This window comes from Chiayiivirga flava (assembly GCF_014202825.1).
Classification (GTDB): domain Bacteria; phylum Pseudomonadota; class Gammaproteobacteria; order Xanthomonadales; family Xanthomonadaceae; genus Chiayiivirga; species Chiayiivirga flava.
On the sequence record NZ_JACHHP010000006.1, the window covers coordinates 48,142 to 67,314 of the forward strand.

General features: G+C 69.5%; 18 protein-coding genes and 1 tRNA gene. 15 read left to right on the plus strand and 4 right to left on the minus strand.

What is annotated here, in order from left to right:
- Positions 1-126: 126 nt before the first annotated feature.
- The 3 genes from HNQ52_RS14625 to hutG are packed head-to-tail and all read left to right on the plus strand — an operon-like array spanning position 127 to position 3,529.
- Positions 127-1,380, plus strand: a complete 1,254-nt coding sequence (locus HNQ52_RS14625; protein ID WP_183961926.1) for an NAD(P)/FAD-dependent oxidoreductase — start codon at positions 127-129, stop codon at positions 1,378-1,380.
- The gene (gene gorA / locus HNQ52_RS14630; protein ID WP_183961927.1) at positions 1,377-2,729 is read left to right on the plus strand and encodes a glutathione-disulfide reductase; all 1,353 of its coding nucleotides are present in this window, start codon (positions 1,377-1,379) and stop codon (positions 2,727-2,729) included. Before HNQ52_RS14625 ends, gorA begins: the two co-directional genes overlap by 4 nt.
- Before the next feature lie 23 nt (positions 2,730-2,752).
- Entirely contained in the window at positions 2,753-3,529 is a 777-nt protein-coding gene (hutG, locus tag HNQ52_RS14635) for an N-formylglutamate deformylase (RefSeq protein WP_183961928.1), read from the plus strand.
- A gap of 245 nt (positions 3,530-3,774) precedes the next feature.
- On the opposite strand, the gene parE is transcribed toward hutG, so the two are convergent.
- Positions 3,775-5,682, minus strand: a complete 1,908-nt coding sequence (gene parE, locus HNQ52_RS14640; RefSeq protein WP_183961929.1) for a DNA topoisomerase IV subunit B — start codon at positions 5,680-5,682, stop codon at positions 3,775-3,777.
- 168 nt (positions 5,683-5,850) lie between these two features.
- Here parE and HNQ52_RS14645 point away from each other — a divergent pair, with 168 nt between their 5' ends.
- A complete protein-coding gene (locus HNQ52_RS14645; RefSeq protein WP_183961930.1) occupies positions 5,851-6,972 on the plus strand; it encodes a hypothetical protein in 1,122 nt (373 codons plus the stop codon).
- 329 nt (positions 6,973-7,301) lie between these two features.
- On the opposite strand, the gene HNQ52_RS14650 is transcribed toward HNQ52_RS14645, so the two are convergent.
- On the minus strand, positions 7,302-7,736 hold the full coding sequence (locus HNQ52_RS14650) for a PepSY domain-containing protein (RefSeq protein ID WP_183961931.1): 435 nt from the start codon (positions 7,734-7,736) through the stop codon (positions 7,302-7,304).
- 129 nt (positions 7,737-7,865) lie between these two features.
- On the opposite strand from HNQ52_RS14650, the gene HNQ52_RS14655 reads away from it, so the two are divergent.
- The 6 genes from HNQ52_RS14655 to HNQ52_RS14680 all read left to right on the plus strand — a co-directional run bounded on the left by HNQ52_RS14655 (position 7,866) and on the right by HNQ52_RS14680 (position 12,027).
- On the plus strand, positions 7,866-8,201 hold the full coding sequence (locus HNQ52_RS14655) for a PepSY domain-containing protein (protein ID WP_183961932.1): 336 nt from the start codon (positions 7,866-7,868) through the stop codon (positions 8,199-8,201).
- On the plus strand, positions 8,201-8,863 hold the full coding sequence (locus HNQ52_RS14660) for a response regulator transcription factor (RefSeq protein WP_183961933.1): 663 nt from the start codon (positions 8,201-8,203) through the stop codon (positions 8,861-8,863). Before HNQ52_RS14655 ends, HNQ52_RS14660 begins: the two co-directional genes overlap by 1 nt.
- On the plus strand, positions 8,860-10,182 hold the full coding sequence (locus tag HNQ52_RS17590) for an ATP-binding protein (RefSeq protein WP_183961934.1): 1,323 nt from the start codon (positions 8,860-8,862) through the stop codon (positions 10,180-10,182). The genes HNQ52_RS14660 and HNQ52_RS17590 overlap by 4 nt, the downstream gene beginning before the upstream one ends.
- A 325-nt stretch (positions 10,183-10,507) precedes the next feature.
- Positions 10,508-11,128: a peptide-methionine (S)-S-oxide reductase MsrA gene (gene msrA / locus HNQ52_RS14670; RefSeq protein WP_183961935.1), complete on the plus strand. Its 621-nt coding sequence runs from the start codon at positions 10,508-10,510 to the stop codon at positions 11,126-11,128.
- 30 nt (positions 11,129-11,158) lie between these two features.
- Positions 11,159-11,623 carry a peptide-methionine (R)-S-oxide reductase MsrB gene (gene msrB / locus HNQ52_RS14675; protein ID WP_183961936.1) on the plus strand — a complete coding sequence of 155 codons (465 nt, stop codon included), beginning with the start codon at positions 11,159-11,161 and terminating at the stop codon, positions 11,621-11,623.
- Positions 11,620-12,027 carry an RNA-binding S4 domain-containing protein gene (locus tag HNQ52_RS14680; RefSeq protein ID WP_183961937.1) on the plus strand — a complete coding sequence of 136 codons (408 nt, stop codon included), beginning with the start codon at positions 11,620-11,622 and terminating at the stop codon, positions 12,025-12,027. The genes msrB and HNQ52_RS14680 overlap by 4 nt, the downstream gene beginning before the upstream one ends.
- Positions 12,028-12,073: 46 nt before the next feature.
- Here HNQ52_RS14680 and HNQ52_RS14685 read toward each other — a convergent pair whose 3' ends face one another.
- Positions 12,074-12,658 carry an FMN-dependent NADH-azoreductase gene (locus HNQ52_RS14685; protein ID WP_183961938.1) on the minus strand — a complete coding sequence of 195 codons (585 nt, stop codon included), beginning with the start codon at positions 12,656-12,658 and terminating at the stop codon, positions 12,074-12,076.
- Positions 12,659-12,758: 100 nt separating this feature from the next.
- Between HNQ52_RS14685 and HNQ52_RS14690 the strand changes: the two genes are divergently transcribed.
- From HNQ52_RS14690 to HNQ52_RS14705, 4 genes are all read left to right on the plus strand, one after another.
- A complete protein-coding gene (locus HNQ52_RS14690) occupies positions 12,759-13,766 on the plus strand; it encodes a LysR substrate-binding domain-containing protein (protein WP_246387868.1) in 1,008 nt (335 codons plus the stop codon).
- 74 nt (positions 13,767-13,840) lie between these two features.
- Entirely contained in the window at positions 13,841-14,896 is a 1,056-nt protein-coding gene (locus HNQ52_RS14695) for an alkene reductase (RefSeq protein ID WP_183961939.1), read from the plus strand.
- A 28-nt stretch (positions 14,897-14,924) separates the two neighbouring features.
- Positions 14,925-15,350 carry an organic hydroperoxide resistance protein gene (locus HNQ52_RS14700; protein WP_183961940.1) on the plus strand — a complete coding sequence of 142 codons (426 nt, stop codon included), beginning with the start codon at positions 14,925-14,927 and terminating at the stop codon, positions 15,348-15,350.
- A gap of 165 nt (positions 15,351-15,515) precedes the next feature.
- Positions 15,516-16,262 carry a sel1 repeat family protein gene (locus HNQ52_RS14705; RefSeq protein ID WP_183961941.1) on the plus strand — a complete coding sequence of 249 codons (747 nt, stop codon included), beginning with the start codon at positions 15,516-15,518 and terminating at the stop codon, positions 16,260-16,262.
- A 95-nt stretch (positions 16,263-16,357) separates the two neighbouring features.
- Here HNQ52_RS14705 and HNQ52_RS14710 read toward each other — a convergent pair.
- Positions 16,358-16,442 (minus strand) — tRNA-Leu (locus tag HNQ52_RS14710).
- 115 nt (positions 16,443-16,557) lie between these two features.
- Between HNQ52_RS14710 and rnr the strand changes: the two genes are divergently transcribed.
- Entirely contained in the window at positions 16,558-19,155 is a 2,598-nt protein-coding gene (rnr, locus tag HNQ52_RS14715; RefSeq protein WP_246387869.1) for a ribonuclease R, read from the plus strand.
- The last annotated feature ends 18 nt before the right edge of the window (positions 19,156-19,173 follow it).

Consider the following 19,173-nt stretch of genomic DNA (forward strand, 5'->3'; position numbering starts at 1 on the left):
GCGGGAATTCCCGGTTGGTCGGAACGTATCTAGCGTGTTGTTGCGGCCTTTGCAACTATGCGATGCGCATGCTCTCGGGCAGTCTGCTTGGCGCTCCCGGCCCGTTGCGCACGTTAAGATGCCGCGATGCCACCCCGCGACGATGTCCTGATCCTCGGTGCCGGCGTCATCGGCCTGTTCTGTGCGCTCGAACTGCTGCGTTCCGGCCGCCAGGTGACGGTGCTGGACCGAGGGGCGGTCGGGGCGGGCGCTTCGCACGGCAACTGCGGCACCATCACGCCGAGCCATGCCAATCCGCTCGCGATGCCCGGGGTGATCGGCAAGGCGCTGGGCTGGATGCTGCAGGCCGATGCGCCGTTCTACGTCAAGCCGCGCATCGATCCGGCCCTGTGGCGCTGGCTGCTGCGCTTCGCGCGGCGTTGCAATGCACGCGACTATGCGGCCGGGCTCGCGCGCAAGGGCGCCTGGCTCAAGGCGTCGCGCGTGCTGCTGGCGCAGACGATCGCCGAGGAGGGCCTGGCCTGCGAGTTCGACGCATCGGGCCTGCTGTACGTCTACCGCGACGCCGCCAGCCTCCCGGCTGCGCACGCGCTCGCCGCCGACCTGGGCGGCCTCGGCATCGAGGCGGTGCCGCTCGACGGGCCGGCGCTGGCACGCGAGGAGCCGGCGCTGCGTCCGGGCATGGCCGGCGGCCTGCTGTTTCCCGGGGACGCGGTGCTGCGCCCGGACCGGCTCGTGAGCGAACTTGCGCGGCGCGTGCGGGAACTGGGCGGGCGCATCGAGGAACACAGCGAGGTCGTCGGCTTCGTGCGCGACCGCGCGGGAAACATCGCATCGGTCGCCACCTCGACCGGGGCGCGGACGGCGCGCGATGTCGTGCTCGCGTTGGGCGCATGGTCGCCGACGCTGGCGCGCGGCCTCGGCCTGCGTCTGCCGGTGCAGCCTGGCAAGGGGTATTCGATCACCTACTCGCGCCCGGCGCTGGCGCCGCGGCGTCCGCTCGTGCTGCGCGAACGCAGTGTCTGCGTCACGGCCTGGAGCAGCGGATTCCGCCTTGGCAGCACGATGGAGTTCTCCGGTTACGACAGTTCGCTCAACCGCGTGCGGCTCGATGCGCTCGTGCGCGGCGCGGGCGAGTACCTGCGCGAACCGGTGGGACCGCAGCTGCAGGAGGAATGGTACGGCTGGCGCCCGATGACCTGGGACGATCTGCCGATCGTCGGCCGCGCGCCCGGCCTGCCCAACCTCATGCTTGCCACGGGCCACGGCATGATGGGCGTGAGCATGTCCGCGATCACCGCGCGTCTGGTCGGCGACCTGCTGCTGCGACGCGAGCCCGTCATCGACCCGTCCACCTGCGCTCCGGAGCGTTTTGCATGAGCGATGCTTTCGATCTGATCGTGCTCGGCGGCGGCTCGGGCGGCATCGCCGGTGCGATCCGCGCCGCGCGCCACGGCGCCCGTGTCGCGATGCTCGAGCCGGGCAATCTGGGCGGCACCTGCGTGCACGTGGGCTGCGTGCCGAAGAAGATCATGTGGCTGGCGGCGGACATCGCGCAGACGCTGGCCTATGCGCGCACGTACGGATTCGCCGTGCCGGACGCGGTGCCGCTCGACTGGTCGGCGCTCGTCGCGCGGCGGCAGGGCTACATCGACAACGCACGCAATGCGTACCTGCGCCGCTGCCACGAGCTCGGCATCGAACTGGTGCCCGAGTACGGGCGCTTCGACGGGCCCGGACGCATCGTTGCCGGCACGCGCACGCTCACGGCGCCGCACGTGCTCATCGCCACCGGCGGGCACAGCGTGCTGCCCGCGCTGCCGGGGGCGGCGCTGGGCATCGATTCGAACGGATTCTTCGCGTTGCGCGCCGCGCCGCGCCGCGTGGCGATCGTCGGCGGCGGCTACATCGGCGTCGAACTTGCCGGCGTGCTGCGCGGGCTGGGCAGCACGGTCGACCTGTTCGTGCGCGGCCAGCGCGCGCTGCCGTCGTTCGATGCCGAGCTCGGCACGCACCTGGCGGACTCGATGCGGGCCCAGGGCATCGGCCTGCACGTGGCGAGCGAGGTGCGTGCCGTCGAGCGCGACGGCGATGGCGTGCGTCTGCAGTTTTCCGACGACCGCGCCGCGCACCGCGCCGACGTGCTGCTGTGGGCCATCGGCCGCGCGCCGTCCGCCGGCGCGCTCGGACTCGATCGCGTCGGCGTGCGACGCAGCGACTCCGGCCACATCGTCGTCGACGCCCTGCAGGCCACGAACGTGCCCGGCATCCACGCGGTCGGCGACGTCACCACGCAGCCTGCGCTGACACCCGCCGCCACGGCCACGGCGCGCGGACTCGCGGATCGATTGTTCGGCACCGCACCCGGTTTCGTGCTCGATCCGGACCAGGTGCCGACCGTGGTGTTCTCTCATCCGCCGACGGCGAGCGTGGGCCTGTCGGAAGACGATGCCTGCGCGCGCTTCGGCCGCGGCGCCGTGCACGCGCATCGCCGCAGTTTCCGTCCGATGCGCGGCGCCATCGGCGGCGACGAGGCGCGCACGTTCCTCAAGCTCGTGTGCGTCGGCGACGACGAGCGCGTGCTCGGCGTGCACATGCACGGCGCGCAAGTGGACGAAATGCTGCAGGGCTTCGCGGTGGCGCTGCGCGCCGGTGCGCGCAAGGCCGATTTCGACGCCACGCTTGCGATCCATCCCACCGCCGCGGAAGAATTGGTGCTGATGCACTGAGCCGTGCGCGTTACGATGGCGGCATGGACATCTACGACCTGCACCGCGGCACCGCGCCGCTGCTGATCAGCCTGCCGCACGACGGCAGCAGGCTCCCGGACGCGCTGCTGCCGCGCCTTGTCGACAGTGCGCGGCGCGCGCCCGATACCGACTGGCACGTGTCGCGGCTCTACGACGTCGCCCGCGCGCTCGGCGCGTCGATCCTGCGGCCGCTGCATTCGCGCTACGTGGTCGACCTCAACCGCCCGCCCGACGACGTGTCGCTGTATCCGGGCCAGAACACCACCGGCCTGTGCCCGATCGTGCAGTTCAGCGGCGAGGCGATCTATCGCGACGGACAACTGCCGTCGGCGGACGAAATCGCGCAACGCGTCGATGCTTACTGGCGCCCGTATCACGTGGCGCTCGCCGACGAGATCGATCGTCTGCACGCGACGCATGGCCGCGTGCTGCTGTGGGAAGGACACTCGATCCGCAGTGTGGTGCCGTTCCTGTTCGAGGGCCGCCTGCCGGACCTCAACCTCGGCACCGCGGGCGGCGCAAGTTGCCTGCCGGACACGCAGGCCCGGCTCGAAGCGGTGATGGCGTCGTATCCGCAGTACACGCATGTCAGCAACGGACGCTTCAAGGGCGGCTACATCACGCGCCACTACGCGTCGCCGGCGCGTGGCGTCGAAGCCGTGCAGCTGGAGCTGGCGCAGTGCAACTACATGGACGAGGACAGCTTCGAGTACGTGCCGGAGCGCGCCGAGCGCCTGCAGGTGGTGTTGCGGGAGATGCTGGAGGAGGGTTTGCGGTAGGGTGCGCGGAGGTGTCCTTCGAGCACCCCCTTCCGCCTGCCGGCACCTTCCCCCGCTGCGCGGGAGAAGGGATGCTCCGATCAGCGCCGCGAGGGAGCCGGGCGCGCTGCCCTTGCCCTATATGCAACGAAGAACCCTTCTCCCGCGCAGCGGGGGAAGGTGCCGGCAGGCGGAAGGGGGCCGAATCGGCGACCGTGCCCAACAACATCGCAACCGGCGCTGTTCCTGCACCGTGCCCCCGCCGATCAGATCTCCAGCGTCGCCAGATCGCCCTTCGTCTCCAGCCACGTCTTGCGATCCCCGGCGCGCTTCTTCGACAGCAGCATGTCGATCAGCATCGACGTCGTCACCCCGTCTTCCACCGTGAGTTGCACCAGTCGGCGCGTGTCCGGATGCACGGTGGATTCGCGCAGCTGCGCCGGATTCATTTCGCCCAGGCCCTTGAAGCGGGTCACGTTGACCGCGCCCTTGATCTTCTCGCGTTCGATGCGGTCGAGCAGGATGCGTTTTTCCTCCTCGTCCAGCGCGTAGAACACCTGCTTGCCGACGTCGACGCGGAACAGCGGCGGCATCGCGACGAACACGTGGCCCGCATCCACCAGTGCCGGGAAATGTTTCAGGAACAGCGCCGACAGCAGCGTGGCGATGTGCAGTCCGTCCGAATCGGCGTCGGCGAGGATGATCACCTTGCCGTAGCGCAGGCCGTCGATGTTGCGCGTGCCCGGATCGCAGCCGATCGCCACGGCCAGGTCATGCACTTCCTGCGACGCCAGCACGCCCGAGCTTTCCACTTCCCACGTGTTGAGGATCTTGCCGCGCAGCGGCAGGATGGCCTGGAACTCCTTGTCGCGCGCCTGCTTGGCGCTGCCGCCGGCGGAGTCGCCTTCGACCAGGAACAGCTCGGTGCGCGACAGGTCCTGCGACGAGCAGTCCGCGAGTTTGCCGGGCAAGGCCGGACCCTGCGTGATCTTCTTGCGCACGATCTGCTTTTCGGTCTTCAGGCGCGCCGAGGCGCGCTCGATCGCCAGCATCGCGATCTTTTCGCCCAGCTCCACGTGCGTGTTGAGCCACAGCGAGAACGCGTCGTGCACGGTGTTCTCGATGAAGGCGGCCGCCTGGCGCGACGAGAGTCGCTCCTTGGTCTGGCCGGAGAACTGCGGGTCGGTGAGCTTGGCGCTCAGCACGAAGCTCAGGCGATCCCACACGTCTTCCGGCGCCAGCTTCACGCCGCGCGGCAGCAGGTTGCGGAACTCGCAGAATTCGCGCAGCGAACTCGTCAGGCCCGAGCGCAGGCCATTGACGTGGGTGCCGCCCTGCGCGGTGGGAATGAGGTTGACGTAGCTTTCCTGCACCAGCTCGATGCCGGGATTCGCATCGCTCGTCGGCAGCCAGCACAGCGCCCAGTCGGCCGCTTCGCCTTCCTTCGCGAACTTGCCCAGGAACAGATCCGGCGGCAGGTAGTCGCGGTCGGCCAGCATGGTGCGCAGGTAGTCGCGCAGGCCGTCTTCGTAGTACCACTCCATGCGTTCGGCCGTGGCCTCGTCGTAGAGCGATACCTTGAGTCCGGGACACAGCACGGCCTTGGCGCGGAGGATGTGCTTCAACGCGCGCACGCTGAATTTCGGCGTGTCGAAGTACTTCGGGTCGGGCCAGAAGCGCACCCGCGTGCCGGTGTTGCGCTTGCCCACCGTGCCGACGGTGCGCAGCGTCTGCTCGGTGAAGCCGTCGCGGAACGCCATGTGGTATTCGTTGCCGTCGCGGCGGATGTAGACGTCGGTCTTCGTCGACAGCGCGTTGACCACCGACACGCCGACGCCGTGCAGGCCGCCGGAGAAGGTGTAGTTCTTGTTGTTGAACTTGCCGCCGGCGTGCAGGCGCGTGAGGATCAGTTCGACGCCCGGCACCTTCTCGTCCGGATGGATGTCCACCGGCATGCCGCGGCCGTCGTCGGTGACCTCGCAGCTGCCGTCGGCCCACAGCGTGACCTCGATGCTTTTCGCGTGCCCGGCCAGCGCCTCGTCGACGGAGTTGTCCACGACTTCCTGCGCCAGGTGATTGGGACGCGCGGTGTCGGTGTACATGCCCGGCCGGCGCTTGACCGGTTCAAGGCCGGAGAGGACTTCGATGTCGGCGGCGTTGTAGCGCGAATTCATGCGTTCACGGAGCGGGGAGCCAGCCGGGCATGCTCCCGGGTCGGCGCGGAAAATTCAACTGCGGGCAGCGTCCTCGTCACGGTCGGCGGGCACGCATGTCGGGAAACGGCGCCGTGCCGCGTTTATGCTCTTGCCGGGCAGCGGGCCCGGAGGTGCGGAGCGGGTTCGATGAGCGGAAAACTCGACGTGACGGCCGCGCGCGAGGCCGGCGGCTGCGTGCTGCAGGTGTGGGTGCGCGATCCGGACCTGCACGGCAAACCCGCGCGCGTGGTGGTGAAGCAGCGCGCGCACGTCAAGCGCGGCAGCCCGGTGCACCACGAGATCACGCTGGCCGACCGGTCGCTGCTGCTGGCGCCGGGGCAGAACCGCGTGGCGCTCGGCATCGATCTGGACGATGAGTTCGTCTACGTCGGCGACAAGCTCGACCTGCAGCTCACGGCCACGCTGACCGTGGACGACGGCGTGCTGTTCGACACCAAGGTCGACATCGACCTTTCGACACTGTGCCGCCTGCCACCGCGGACCGCGCGCAACGAGGCGGCCAAGTCGGTGCATTCGCCGCCGGACCGCTTCAACTTCATCGCGAACCTGCGCGCGATTCCGGCCGGGGCGCGTGCCAAGGTGCTGTGGTTGCTGATCGTCGGCGTGCCGATCGTCGTCGGAAACCTGCTGCTCGGCACGCGCGACCAGTTCGTGCCCGAGTCGCGCACGTGGTTCTACGACCATTCCGACAGCGACGGTGGATCCGAAAGCCCGCTGATGAAGGCGCTGGTCGGCAGCGGCGCGCTCGGCGCCGGCCTCTGGGCGCTGATCCTCGCGCAGCTGCGACGCTACATGACCTTCGACGCACGCTGTCCACCGGGGCCGGTCCGACGCGACACGCGCTGGCAAGCGGCCGGCATGATCGGTGGCAGCGCGCGCGTGCCGCTGCAGCAGGCGACGTTGCGCGTGGTGGCCTACAACCGCGAACACGGCCAGTACACCAAGCGCGAGAAACGCGGCAAGAGCAGCCGGACGGTGACCAAGAGTTTCGTCAACAACGCCTGCGGGGTGGTGCTGTACGAACGCCTGCTGCCGTTCGTGCCGGCGCAGGTGGATCTGGCCGGCTATCTCGACGGCGAGGTGGAACTGCAGAGGGTGTTCGATGCGCTGTATCCGCCGCGGATGCTCGGCGCAAATCATGGCTTGTCGCTGCAGTTCGAGGTGCAGTTGCTGCATCCGGAGTACGTGGACCAAGAGGTGATCCTGGCGGCGGTGGAGGTCGATGCGGAGGAGTTCTATCGGCGGTGATCTGGGGGTTCGTGGTAATGCCGCGTCCCGGCGGCGGTGCTGATGCGGAGGTGGTGGTATCGCCGAATGCCCCCTTCCGCCTGCCGGCACCTTCCCCCGCAAGCGGGAGAAGGGAGGTTTCGATGGACGTGGCAGACAGCGTCCAAGGTGCTGCCATGGCGATGCGTGACAACGGAGAAATCCTTCTCCCGCGTAGCGGGGGAAGGTGCCGGCAGGCGGAAGGGGGGAAGGACCGCCGCAATCCACCACCAAAACGAAAAGAGGCGGCGCCATCCGCGCCGCCTCCCATGTCATCGAAGCCGGACGGCATGCCGTCCGCATTCGCCCGATCAGTCGTCGTGTTCGATGTCGCTGTGCAGGATGCGGCCGTCGATGCCGCTGATGCGCAGCTCCACGCGCTGCCCCTGCGCGTCGCGCGCTTCGGCTTCCCACAGGGCGCCGTCGCGGTCCAGGTCCGAGACCTCGGTGTAGCCGGCAGCGGCCAACGCGTCGGTCACGCCGCGCACGTCGAGCACGGTGCGGCCGTCGCGGGCGTCGAACACTTCGCCGGTCGCGGGATCGACCGCGATGTCGCCCCAGCGACCGTCGGCGCGGCGCACGTCGGCCTCCCACAGGCCGCTGTCGAATTCGACGTCGCGGATTTCGGCGTAACCGGCCGCACGCAGCTTGGCCTCGACATCGGCGGCGCCACCGATCTGCTGCGCGAACGCAGTGGCGGCAACGAGGGCAAGCGGGGCGAGGGCGAAGGGAAGATACTTGTTCATGGCAGGTCTCCTTGGGTCGATGGATCGATTGGGTCCGTGTCGGACGCTGCGCAGTTTCCCGATTTGTCCTAACTTGCCGGTGAGCGAATCGTTCACGACGGGTTTAGTCCGCCGCGCCACCCTGTCCGTATGTACCCCCATCGTTTCCGCCTCGCCGTGCTCTGCGCGCTCTGCCTGCCGCCGACGCTGCCGGCGCAGCCTGCCGAGCGCGACGACACCGTGCGTACCGAGCGTGATCACGAGCGCGCGCGTCAGGCCCGCGCGAGCGGTGCATACATGCCGTTGCAGTCGATCCTCGACGATGCGCAGCGGCGCGAGCCGGGCCGCGTCGTCGACGTGGAGCTCGACGAGGACGACGACGAATACGAGATCGAGATCCTGCGTGCCGACGGCGCCGTGGTGGAACTCGACTACGATGCGCGCACCGGCGACCTGCGCGACCGCGAGATCGAGGACGACGACTGATGCGCGTGCTGCTGGCCGAAGACGACGCCGCGTTGTCCGAACTGATCGCCAACGCGCTCGTGGACGCGGGGTTTGCCGTGGACCGCAGCGCCGACGGCGTCGAGGCCGAATACCTCGGGCAGACCGAAACCTACGATCTGGCCGTGCTCGATCTGGGCCTGCCCGGCATGGACGGCCTGAGCGTGCTCGGACGCTGGCGCGACAACGGCCAGCGCTTTCCGGTGCTGGTGCTCACCGCGCGCTCGCGCTGGCACGACAAACTCGCCGGCTTCAACGCCGGTGCCGACGACTACCTCACCAAGCCGTTTCTCGTCGAAGAACTCATCGTGCGCGTGCGCGCGCTGATCCGCCGCAGCGCCGGCCACGCAACCCCGGTGCTGCGTTGCGGCCCGCTCGAGTTCGACGTCAACGCGATGCGTTTCTCGGTCGACGGCGCGCCGCTCAACCTCACCACGCAGGAGCAGCGCATCCTGAGCTATTTCATGCACCACCAGGACAGGCCGATCAGCCGCGCCCAGCTCGGCGAGCACGTGTACGAAGGCGGCTTCGACCCGGATTCGAACGTGCTCGACGTGCTCATCGGCCGCATCCGCCGCAAGCTCGGCGTGGCCTTGATCCACACCGTGCGCGGACAGGGCTTCCGCCTCTCGGACCAGGCGTGACGACGTCCGGCTCGCTGCGCGCGCGGCTGCTGCTGGCGGGCGTGGTCGGCGTGCTGTTGGCGGCGCTGGCGTCTGCCGTGCTGCTGGGTGCGGCGTTCGAGCGCTCGGCGCAGCGCGCGTTCGACCGCACGCTCGACGAGGAGCTCGACACCCTGATCGGCCTCGCCGAGGTGGCGCCCGACGGACGCGTGGTGCTGCGGCGCGAGCCCAGCGGTGAACGCTACGACCGCGTCTTTTCGGGTTGGTACTGGACCGTGGGCGAGGGCGCGTCGCGGCGCCATTCGCGCTCGTTCTGGGACAGCGCGGAGCTTGCGGTCGAGGCGGCGCCGGCCGACGGCGGACGCCTGTACGACACCGTCGACGGCCCGCGCGACCAGCGCCTGCGCGTGGTGGAGCAGCGCGTGCGTTTCGATGGCGCGCTGCAGCCGCAGGTGTTCGCCGTGGCCGGCGACCTCGCACCGGTGGCGCGCGAGGTGCGCGAGTTCCGGCTGCTGGCCGCGCTCGCGGTGGCGCTGATCGCCACCATTCTGCTGATCGCGATCGGCCTGCAGGTGCAGTTCGGGCTGCGGCCGTTCCGGCGCCTCGCGCACACGCTGGCACGCATCCGCAACGGCGAGGAGCTGCGGTTTGCCGACGCGCCGCTGCCGCACGAACTGGCGCCGCTCGGCGCGCAGATCGACACCCTGCTCGACGACCACGCCCGCCGCGTGCAGCGCGCGCGCAACGCGGCGCAGGATCTTGCGCATGCACTCAAGACGCCGCTCGCCGTGCTGGCGGCCGAAAGCGAGCGCGCCGGGCCGGAGCTGCCGCGCCGGGTGACGGAAGAGGTGTCGCGCATGCGGGCGGCGGTGGAACGGCATCTTGCCGGCAACCTTGGCGCGGACAGTCGCAAGCGCACGCCGGTGGCGGAGGTGTCGGACGCGTTGCTTGCGTTGATGCGGCGCGTGCATGCGGCGCGTGGTCTCACGTTGATCGCGGATGTGGCGGCGGATGCGGTGTTCGCCGGGAGTGCGGACGATCTGGAGGAAATGCTCGGCAATCTGCTGGACAACGCCTGCAAGTGGGCGCGATCGGAGGTGACGCTGGCGGCGTCGCTGCGCGACGACGGCCTGTGCATCGAAGTGCGAGACGACGGTCCGGGACTGGATGCGGATGCCGCGACGCACGCGCTGCAGCGCGGCGTGCGTCTGGATCAGCGCGCGCCCGGCAGCGGGTTGGGACTGGACATCGTGTCGGGAATCGCGGCGAGTTACGGGGGCACGCTGACGCTGGATCGTGCGCCCTCGGGTGGGGTGTGCGCGCGGCTGGTGTTCGTGTAGCGGGCGTGCCCCCATCCGGCTGCCTCCTCCTTCCCCGCTGCGCGGGAGAAGGAAGCTTCGATGGGGCTTTCGGTGAACACTGACGCCACGTTTCGCGCCGCAACCGGCGTTCGGCAGCAGGCGTCCAGCACGCAGCGGTGCCGAAGACCTTCAGATCCTCGACCCGTCCAACGAAGTTCTCCTCTCCCGCGCAGCGGGGGAGGATGCCGGCAGGCAGGTGGGGGCCAACCCTGCCGAACCATCCACGCATGCACCTTGCACCCCCCCGCCCACGCCCCCACATCCAGGCGATCCCGCCACTGCATGCGCCCGCAAGGAGTCGCCCATGTCCTTCGTCTGCGAAATCCCGAATTTCGGCCGCGATGCCCACGGCTTTCCGAATCCCGCGCTCGATCTGAAGCCCGATGACGCGCGCGCGACAGCCGTCGTTGCCGGTGGCTGTTTCTGGTGCACCGAAGCGGTGTATCGCCAGATCGACGGCGTGCTGTCGGTGGAGCCGGGCTACGCCGGCGGCAGCGCTGCGAGCGCGAACTACGACGCGGTGTGCACCGGCACCACCGGCCATGCCGAAGCCATCCGCATCGTCTACGACACGACGAAGACGAGCTACGGCGAACTGCTGAAATTCTTCTTCGCCGTCGCGCACGATCCCACCCAGCTCAACCGCCAGGGCGCGGACCGCGGCACCCAGTATCGTTCCGCGATCTTCTTCGCCAGCGACGACGAGCGTCGCGTCGCCGCCGCGTACATCGCGCAGCTCGACGCGGCGAAGATCTTCGCAAGCCCCATCGTCACCACGCTCGAACCGCTCGAAACCTTCTACCCGGCCGAGACGTACCATCAGGACTACGCCGCTCGTAATCCGAACCAGCCGTACATCGCCGCGGTGTCCACGCCCAAGGTCGAGAAACTGCGCAGCTATTATCCCGACCGCCTGAAGGACTGAATCCGCCATCCACCGCACGCTGGAGCCGCCATGAGCACTCGTTCGCACACCGGTTACGACATCACCCCGCTCGCGCCCGCGCAGCGCGAGCGCCTCGCCGCGCGGCTGACGCCCGAGCAGCGCCACATCCTGCTCGACCACGGCACCGAGCGCCCGTTCTGCGGCACGCTGCTCGGCAACAAGGACGACGGCGTCTACGTCTGCGCGCTGTGTTCGCTGCCGTTGTTCGGCTCGGACACCAAGTTCGAGTCGGGCACCGGCTGGCCGAGTTTCGACCGCCCGTTCGATCCGCAGCACGTGCGCCAGATCCGCGACACGAGCCACGGCATGATCCGCGTCGAGATCCGCTGCGCGCGCTGCGACGGACACCTCGGCCACGTGTTTCCGGACGGCCCGCCGCCGACGCGCGAGCGTTATTGCCTCAATTCCGAGGCGATGGAATTTGTCCCGCGCGACGCGGTGCCTGCGCCCGATGCGGTGCCCGCAACCGAATGACGCCAGCCTCGGAACCGGCGGCCACCGTCCGCCTCGATCTCTGGCTCTGGGCCGCGCGTTTCTTCAAGACGCGCGCGCTTGCCAAGCAGGCCATCGAAAGCGGTCGCGCGCGCGTGGACGGGCAGGCGTGCAAGGCCTCGCGCGGTGTGCGTATCGGCGACCACCTGCAGATCGAACGCGGCGAGGAACGCTTCGAAATCGCCGTGCTCGCGCTGAGCGGCAAGCGCGGTCCCGCGTCCGCCGCGCAGTTGCTGTACGCCGAATCGGACGAGGCCCGCGCGCGGCGCGAGGCCGCGCGCGCCGAACGCGCGGCGGCACGCGCCGGCTACCAGCCGCCGGCGGGCAAGCCGGACAAGCGTTCGCGCCGGCTGATCCAGGCGCTGGGCGACATCGACGCGCTGTGACGCGCGCCGCCCGCCGGGGCGGCGTGGTGCGGTCAAACCATCGTGATCAGGCCGCCACGGCCTGCCGCGTGTCGATCGCGGCATGCGCGGCCGCGAGCGATGCAGCCTTCTGCTCGGCGCTGATGCCCACGCCTTCGGCACGCACGAATTGCACGTCGCCGATCCCGATCATCGCGAACACCTGGCGCAGGTACGGTTCCTGGAAATCGGCCGCCGCGCCCGGCGTGCCGGCGCCGTAGAAGCCGCCGCGCGCCGACGCCACGATCACGCGTCGCCCGCCCGCCAGGCCTTCCGGGCCGGTGGCGGTGTAGCGGAACGTGCTGCCGGCGATGACGATGCGATCGATCCACGCCTTGAGCTGGCTCGGCACGCTGAAGTTGTACATCGGCGCGCCGATCACGACGACATCGGCGGCGAGGAATTCGTCGAGCACCTCGCCACCGGTGCGCGCGGCGGGCGTGGCGGCGTCGGCAGCCGGGGCCCAGTGCGGCAGCGGATCGGCGGCGAGGTCGCGGCGCACGGTGCGGGAACCCGGATTGTCGCGCCGCAACTGCGCGACGATGGCCGCGGTGAGTTCGCGCGTGACCGAATGGCCGCCGAGCGGGCTGGAATCGAGGTGCAGGATGTTCATGACGATGCCCCATGCAGTGGATGACGGGACCAATCCTGCGGCTGCTACAATGATTCGATAAGATGGCGAAATCTGCACGGATCGTTTCCATGGAGAAACAATGGTTGCCGCGCCTGCGCCCGAGCTGCCGCCCATGCCCGGCGGCCCGCTCGACGATCTGAACGATCTGCGCTTTTTTGCCGCCATCGCCGAGCACGGCGGTTTCTCCGCCGCGGCGCGGGCGCTGGGCCTGCCGAAGTCGCGCCTGAGCAAACGCATCGCGTCGCTCGAAGACCGCCTCGGCGTGCGGCTGCTGCAGCGGACCACGCGCCGCGTGGTGGTGACCGATGTCGGCGAGCGCTTCCTCGTGCATTGCCGCGCCATGCTGGAGGAGGCGAGGGCCGCACAGGACGCCGTCGACGAACTGCGCAGCGAGCCGCGCGGCCTGGTTCGGGTCAGCTGTCCCATCTCGATCGCGCAGACCGCGCTCGCGCCGATCGTGGCGCAGTTCCTGGAACGCCATCCGGCCGTCACGCTGCGCGTGAACGCCACCAACCGCCGCGTCGACGTGCTCGGCGAAGGCATCGATGTCGCCATCCGCGTGCGCGACCGCCTCGACAGCGACGGCAGCCTGGTCCTGCGCCGCATCGGCGGAACGCGCGGACTGCTGGTCGCGAGCCCCGCGCTGCTCGACCGACTCGGCCGTCCGTCGCTGCCGCAGGAGTTGGCGCGCCTGCCGGCGCTGTCGATGCTCGAACACGACAATGCCCAGACCTGGACGCTGGAACACGCCGACGGCGCGCGCGTCGCGGTCGAGGTTCCGGCGCGCCTGGTCTGCGGCGACTTTCCGCTGCTCACCGAGGCCGCCGTCGCCGGCCTCGGCGTCGCGATGCTGCCGGACTGGCAGTGCCTGGACGCGCTGCGCAGCGGTGCGCTCGAAGTCGTGCTGCCGCAGTGGCAACTGCCGCAGGGCGTGCTGCATTTCGTCTACCCGAGTCGGCGCGGCCTGTTGCCGGCGGTGCGCGCCTTCGTCGACCACCTGGCCGAGGGACTGGCCGCCTACCACCGGCGCATGGACGAGCAGCAGGCGCAGGCCTGCACGGAGGCCGGACACGCGCGCATGCCTTGAACCGCACGCCCTTCGGCACCATGCGCTGTGCACGGCGCGCACCCGCGCTGCATCCTGACAACCCCGGACTTCCCATGCCCACCCTGCTCGATCCGATCCGCGTCGGCGCGCTCGACCTGCCGAACCGCGTGATCATGGCGCCGCTCACCCGCTCCCGCGCCGGCACCGAACGCATCCCCAACGACCTGATGCGCGAGTACTACGTGCAGCGCGCGAGCGCCGGGCTCATCCTCACCGAGGCGACCTCGGTCACGCCGATGGGCGTGGGTTACGCCGACACGCCCGGCATCTGGTCGGAGGAACAGGTGCAGGGTTGGTCGCGCATCACCCGCGCGGTGCATGACGCCGGCGGCCGCATCGTGCTGCAGCTCTGGCACGTGGGTCGCATCTCCGATCCGATCTTCCTGGGCGGCGCACTGCCGGTAGCGCCGAGCGCCATCGCCGCCAAAGGCCACGTCAGCCTCGTGCGCCCGATGCGCGACTACGTCACCCCGCGCGCGCTCACACGCGAGGAACTCCCTGGCATCGTCGAGGCCTACCGCGTCGGCGCGCAGAACGCGTTGCGCGCCGGCTTCGACGGCGTGGAACTGCACGGCGCGAACGGCTACCTGCTCGACCAGTTTCTGCAGGACATCAGCAACCGGCGCGACGACGACTACGGCGGCAGCATCGAAAATCGCGCGCGCCTGATGCTGGAGGCCACCGACGCCTGCATCGGCGTGTGGGGCGCGGACCGCGTCGGCATGCACCTGGCTCCGCGCTGCGACTCGCACACGATGGGCGATTCGGACCCGGCCGCCACGTTCGGCTACGTCGCGCGCGAGCTCGGCCGGCGCGGCATCGCCTTCATTTGCGCGCGCGAATCGCTCGACGGCGCCACGCGCCTGGGCCCGCAGCTCAAGCAGGCCTTCGGCGGCGTCTACATCGCCAACGAGAAATTCACCCGGCAGACCGCGCAGCAGGTGCTCGACGCCGGCGAAGCGGACGCGGTGGCGTTCGGCAAGGCCTTCATCGCCAATCCAGACCTGCCGAAACGCTTCGCGCTCGACGCGCCGCTCAATCCGTGGGACAGCAGCACGTTCTACACCTCCGGCGCCGCCGGCTACACCGATTACCCCGCGCTGCCGTGACGGCGCATCACCCAGGAAGGAGCGATCCATGAGCATCGAGAAAGTGCTGTACCGCGCCACCGCCACCGCCACCGGCGGTCGCGACGGCCGCGCCGTGTCGTCGGACAACGTGCTCGACGTCAAGCTCGTCACGCCGAAGGAACTCGGCGGCCCCGGCGGCGCCGGCACCAACCCCGAGCAACTGTTTGCTGCGGGCTACTCGGCGTGCTTCATCGGCGCGCTCAAGTTCGTCGCCGGGCGTGACAAGATCGCGCTTCCGGCCGACACCTCGATCGAAGGCACCGTGGGCATCGGCCCGATCCCGGCCGGCTTCGGCATCGAAGTGGAACTGCGCGTCTCGATCCCCGGCATGGCCCGCGCCGAAGCCGAAGCGCTGGTGGCGAAGGCGCACCAGGTGTGTCCGTACTCCAACGCCACGCGCGGCAATATCGACGTGACGTTGACGGTGGTGTAAGTACGCGGGCCTGCGTCGACGGCACGAGCCGTCGGCGCGGACGCAAGGCAGGCGGCGCGGTGGGAGAAAATGCGCCGTGGCGACAGTGTTCCCGGACACGGCTGCGACGGACTGGCTGCGTGCGCCGTCGCATCCGTGCACCGCCATTCTTCCGAGGAGCCGCGCATGAGCCAGAGTCACGCGTCCGTTGGCGCCGTCTTGCTGGCGCTGGGCATGATCGCCGCACCCGCATTCGCCGCCAGCGGCACCGGTCGCGAGCAGGCGCCGGAGAAGCCAGTGAACCTGGAGATCGCACGCGGCAGCGACTTCATGCACTACCACCCGGACCTGCGCTTCCGTCGCGACGGCATGCAACAGTTCGAGGCCGGCAACCACTCGCGTGCGTTCGAACTGTTCCAGCGCGCCGCGCGTTACTCCGACAAGCCGGCGCAGGCGATGGTGGCCGACATGTTCTGGGACGGGCGCGGCGTTGCCGCCGACCGCTGTCTGGCCTATGTCTGGATGGATCTTGCCGCCGAACGCGGCTATCCGGTCTTTCTCGCGTTCCGCGAACGCTACTGGAGCCAACTCACCGACACCGAGCGTGCGTGCGCCACGGAGCGGGGCGGCGACATCTACGCCGAATACGGCGATCCGGTTGCAAAGGAACGGCTGGAACACATGCTGCGCAAGCGGCGGATGACGTTTACCGGCAGCCGCGTCGGCTACGTGTCGCCGTTTCTCCGCGCACGAGTCCCCAGCAATACCGGTTGGGCGCCTGTACCGATCGATCAGGTCTACGACCGCCGCTTCTGGTTCTCGAAGGAGTATCACGAATGGCAGGACGAGATCTGGGAGCGCCCGGTGCGCGGCGTCGTTGAGGTGGGTCCCATCGGCGGGGGTGATGGTGCAACCCCTGCCGCGGAACACTAACGACAATCACGACGTCCCACACGCGTCGCGCCGAAGGGCCGAGCCCGTTCCGATTTGCATCACCCAACAAAAAACCGCGCCGTAGCGCGGTTTGTTGGTGCCCAAGAGAGGACTCGAACCTCCACGGTTTTACCCGCTAGTACCTGAAACTAGTGCGTCTACCAATTCCGCCACCTGGGCAGGTGTTCGCCCGGATGCCGAGCGAGCCGCGCAATTTACGGATCGGGGCCGGGATTGTCAATCCGTCCCGCGGCGGAGCGCCGGCGGGTGTCGCGTCGCGGTGTACCATCGACGGATGAAGAAATCCCCACGCAATCGCCGCGGCGCGTCCGCGCAGACCGAAAAATCCCTGCCCCCGTGGATGCCGCAGCCGGTGGCGCCGCTCCCGGCGACCGCGCGCGGCGCGAAGACCGGGGCGGGAGCGCGCGGCAAACCTGCTGCGGAGGCCGTTGGCAAAGGCGCAGCCAAGGCCGCCGCACGCAAGGCAGCGGCAACGCCGGCCGCGAGGGGCGGCGGCGGAAAAACGTCCGCGTCCGGGCGCGCGACGCCCGCGTCGGCGCCGGGCAAGGGCAAGCCCCGCGCCTCCGAGCGGCCGCAGGCGCCGACGCGTACGCGCAAGGGCGGCCCTGCACCGGCCGCACCGACCGACCGCTTCGCCGAGCGCGAGGCCAGCCGCTACGAAAACCCCATCATCAGCCGCGAAGGCCTGCTCGCGCTGCTGGCCGAAAGCAACGGGCCGATGACGGCCGAGCAGCTTGCCGCGCAACTCGATCTCACCGCGCCGGACCGCTTCGAAGCGCTCTCGCGCCGCCTCGCGGCGATGCAGCGCGACGGCCAGGTGCTCGCCAACCGCCGCGGCGCCTACGCGGTGGCCGAGCAGCTGGATCTAGTGAAAGGCACCGTCATCGCCAACCCGGAAGGCTTCGGCTTCCTGCGCACCGACAGCGGCGGCGACGATCTGTTCCTGCCGCCGGCCGAACTGCGCAAAGCCATGCACGGCGACCGCGTGCTCGCAAGCGTCACCGGCGTAGACCGTCGCGGTCGGCGCGAAGGCGCCATCGTCGAGGTGCTCGAACGTCGGCTCACGCGCATCATCGGCCGCTACGGCGAGCGTGGCGCCATCGGGTTCGTCGCGCCGGACGACCGCCGCGTGCTGCACGAGGTGATGATTCCGCCCGACGCGCGCGAGGGCGCACGCGAAGGCCAGCTGGTAGTCTGCGAAATCCTCGAACCGCCCGCACGCGGCCGCCCGCCGTTCGGCCGTATCCTCACCGTGCTGGGCGACAAACTCACTCCGTCGCTGGTGGTGGAGGCGGCCATCCACGGCCACGGCATCCCGCACGAATTCCCGCAGGAAACCATCGACGAGGCCACCGCCGTGCCGCTGGAGGTGGACGCCGCCACCATCGCCGCGCGCGTCGATCTGCGCGCCGTGCCGCTCGTCACCATCGACGGCGAGGACGCCAAGGATTTCGACGATGCGGTGTGGTGCGAGCCCAATCGCGGCGGCTTCCGCCTGATCGTCGCCATCGCCGACGTGTCGTCGTACGTGCGGCCCGGAACCGCACTCGACGACGAAGCGCAGACACGCGCGACCTCGGTGTATTTCCCGGGTTTCGTCGTGCCGATGCTGCCCGAGACGCTGTCCAACGGCATCTGCTCGCTCAAACCCGACGTGGTGCGCCTGTGCTTCGTCTGCGACATGCAGATCGATCGCGACGGCAACGTGACCAAGTCGAAATTCTACGAGGCGGCGATGCGTTCGCACGCACGCCTGACCTACACCCAGGTGTGGAAAGCGGTCGGCGAAAACGACGCCGAGGCCATCGCGCAGATCGGCGGCCTGCTGCCGCGCATCCAGGCGCTGCACCAGCTTTACCGCGTGCTTGCGAAGGCGCGTGCGAAACGCGGCGCGATCGAGTTCGAATCGAGCGAGGTGCGGTTCGTGCTCGGCAGCAGCGGCGACGTGGAGCAGGCCGGCATGGTGCTGCGCAACGATGCGCACAAGCTGATCGAGGAGTGCATGATCGCCGCCAACGTGGAGGCCGCGAAGTTCCTGCTCGCCTCAGGCATTCCCGCGCCGTACCGCATCCACGATCGTCCGCCGGAACAGAAGTACGCGGACCTGCTCGAATTCCTCGGCGAGTTCGGCCTGCGCATGCCGCCGTGGCAGAAGGTGACGCCGGGCGATTTCACCGCGCTGCTCAAGAAGGTGCGCGAGCGTGCCGACGGCGGGCTGATCGAATCGGTGCTGCTGCGCTCGCAGAGCCTGGCGGTGTACTCGACGGAAAACATCGGGCATTTCGGCCTCGCGCTGGAAGCCTACGCGCACTTCACCTCGCCGATCCGGCGTTATCCCGACCTGCTCGTGCACCGTGCGATCAAGCACGTGCTCAAGGGCGGCAAGGCCAGCGACTTCCTCTACGCCGAGCACGACATGGTGGCGCTGGCGCTGCAGTGCTCCGAGCGCGGCCGCCGCGCCGAAGAGGCCGAACGCGAGGTGGACGAGCGCTATCGCGCGGCGTGGATGGAGCAGCACGTCGGCAGCGAGTTCGACGGCGTGATCAGCGGCGTGACCTCGTTCGGCCTGTTCGTGGAGCTCGAAACCTCGAAGGTCAATGGCCTCGTGCACGTGACGCAGTTGCCGAACGACTATTACCACTTCGATCCGATCCGCAAGATGCTCAGCGGCGAACGCACCGGCGTCGCGCACCGGCTGGGCGACCGCGTGCGCATCGTGGTGCTGCGCGCGAGCCTGGAAGACCGGCGCATCGATTTCCGGCTGGTGCCGTTGCGCGCAGTCGCGGCGGCGGCACCGCAGGCGGACGCGACGCTGGCGACGTCGAGCGCGGACAAGCCGCAGCACCCGAAACGGAAGAAGAAGTCGTGGTGAGCGCGCCGATGCAGCGGA